The 1,740-nt window shown below is 70.3% G+C and carries 2 protein-coding genes; both read left to right on the top strand.

Annotation, left to right across the window (positions count from 1 at the left end; translation table 11 throughout):
- Positions 1-23 precede the first annotated feature (23 nt).
- Positions 24-1,190 carry a putative peptidoglycan glycosyltransferase FtsW gene (locus K2X24_RS04875; protein WP_292495237.1) on the top strand — a complete coding sequence of 389 codons (1,167 nt, stop codon included), beginning with the start codon at positions 24-26 and terminating at the stop codon, positions 1,188-1,190.
- Positions 1,187-1,740: glycosyltransferase (locus tag K2X24_RS04870; RefSeq protein WP_292495235.1), on the top strand; the 554-nt coding region annotated here is incomplete at its 3' end. The genes K2X24_RS04875 and K2X24_RS04870, both read left to right, overlap by 4 nt.

Genomic DNA, 1,740 nt, shown 5'->3' with positions numbered 1-1,740 from the left:
AGGCCCCGGAGAGTGCTGATCCCATGATGTCCCGCGCGGAACGCACGCCCCTGACGGACTGGTGGTGGACCGTCGATCGCGGCCTGCTCGCCGGGCTCGGCGCGCTCATGGTGGCGGGCCTCGTCTTTCTCATGGGCGGCGGGCCGCCGGTGGCCGAGAAGATCGGCCTGCCGACCTTCCACTTCCTCAACCGGCAGGCCCTCTACCTCGCGCCGACGATCCTCATCATCGTCGCGGTCTCCTTCCTGTCGCTGCGCCATATCCGGCGCGTCGCGCTCTTCACCTGGATGGCGGGCGTCGCCCTGTGCATCCTGGCGAGCAAGTTCGGCCCGGAGATCAAGGGCGCGCACCGCTGGATCCAGTTCGGCGCCATCGGCATCCAGCCGTCCGAATTCGTGAAGCCCGCCTTCGTGGTGGTGGCGGCCTGGGCTTTCTCGGAGGGCGCGCAGCGGCGCGACATGCCCGGCGGGTTCCTGGCGATCCTGCTCCTGCCGGTCACGATCGTGCCCCTGATCCTCCAGCCGGATTTCGGCCAGACCATGCTCATCACCATCGTGTGGTGCGCGCTGTTCTTCGTGGCCGGTCTGCACTGGTTCTGGGTGGCGGGCCTCGGCGCCGGCGGCCTCCTCGGCGTCGCCGCCGCCTACCGCTTCCTGCACCACGTTCGCGAGCGCATCGACCGCTTCCTGAACAGCGAATCGGGCGACAATTTCCAGGGCTTCTGGGCTCAGCAATCCTTCAATTCCGGCGGCTGGCTCGGCACCGGGCCCGGTGAGGGCGTCGCCAAGCGCCACCTGCCCGACGCGCATACCGACTTCATCTTCTCGGTCACCGGCGAGGAGTTCGGTACCCTGGTCTGCCTCGGCCTCGTCCTGCTGTTCGCCTACATCGTGATGCGGGGCCTCAAGCTCGCGCGCCGCACCGACGACACCTTTTCGCGGTTGGCGATCACCGGGTTGACCACGCTGTTCGGGCTCCAGGCCTGCATCAACATGGCGGTGAACGTGCGCCTGATGCCCGCCAAGGGCATGACGCTGCCCTTCGTCTCCTACGGCGGCTCCTCGCTGATCTCGCTGGCGCTCGGCATGGGCTTCCTCGTGGCCTTGACCCGCAAGCGCCCCCGGACCACCACCCTGAGCCAGAAGCCGCCGGGCACCGCCCCGGCGACCATCGCCGGAGTGATGCGTTGACGGTCGCGACAGCCACGATCCTGCTCTGTGCCGGCGGCACGGGTGGGCACCTGTTCCCCGCCGAGAGCCTGGCGCACGCCCTGCGCGCCCGGGGCGTGCGGGTCGTGCTGGCCACCGATGCCCGGGTGGATTCCATCGCCGCCGGCTTCCCGGCCTCCGAGATCGTCACCATCGCGTCGGCGACGCCCTCAGGCCGTTCCCTGATCAAGCGCGGAGCCGCGCTCCTCACCCTCGGGCGCGGCTTCGGGGTCGCCGCCCGGCAGATCAAGCGCATCAACCCGGCCGCCATCGTGGGCTTCGGCGGCTACCCCACCGTGCCGCCGATGCTGGCGGGGCAGATCCTGCGCGTCCCCACCATCCTGCACGAACAGAACGCCGTGATGGGCCGGGCCAATGCCTTCCTGGCGCGGGGCGCGCGCGCCATCGCCACCGGTTTTCGCGACGTGCGCGGTGTGCCGGCGAAGGCGCTCGCCCCACGCACCCACACCGGCAACCCGTTGCGGCCTGCCGTGCTCGATGCCGCGAGAACCGCCTATCCGGCGCTCGGTCC

The sequence above is a fragment of the Methylobacterium sp. genome (assembly GCF_019750675.1).
Classification (GTDB): Bacteria; Pseudomonadota; Alphaproteobacteria; order Rhizobiales; family Beijerinckiaceae; genus Methylobacterium.
This window is presented reverse-complemented; position numbering and strand designations above follow the sequence as displayed.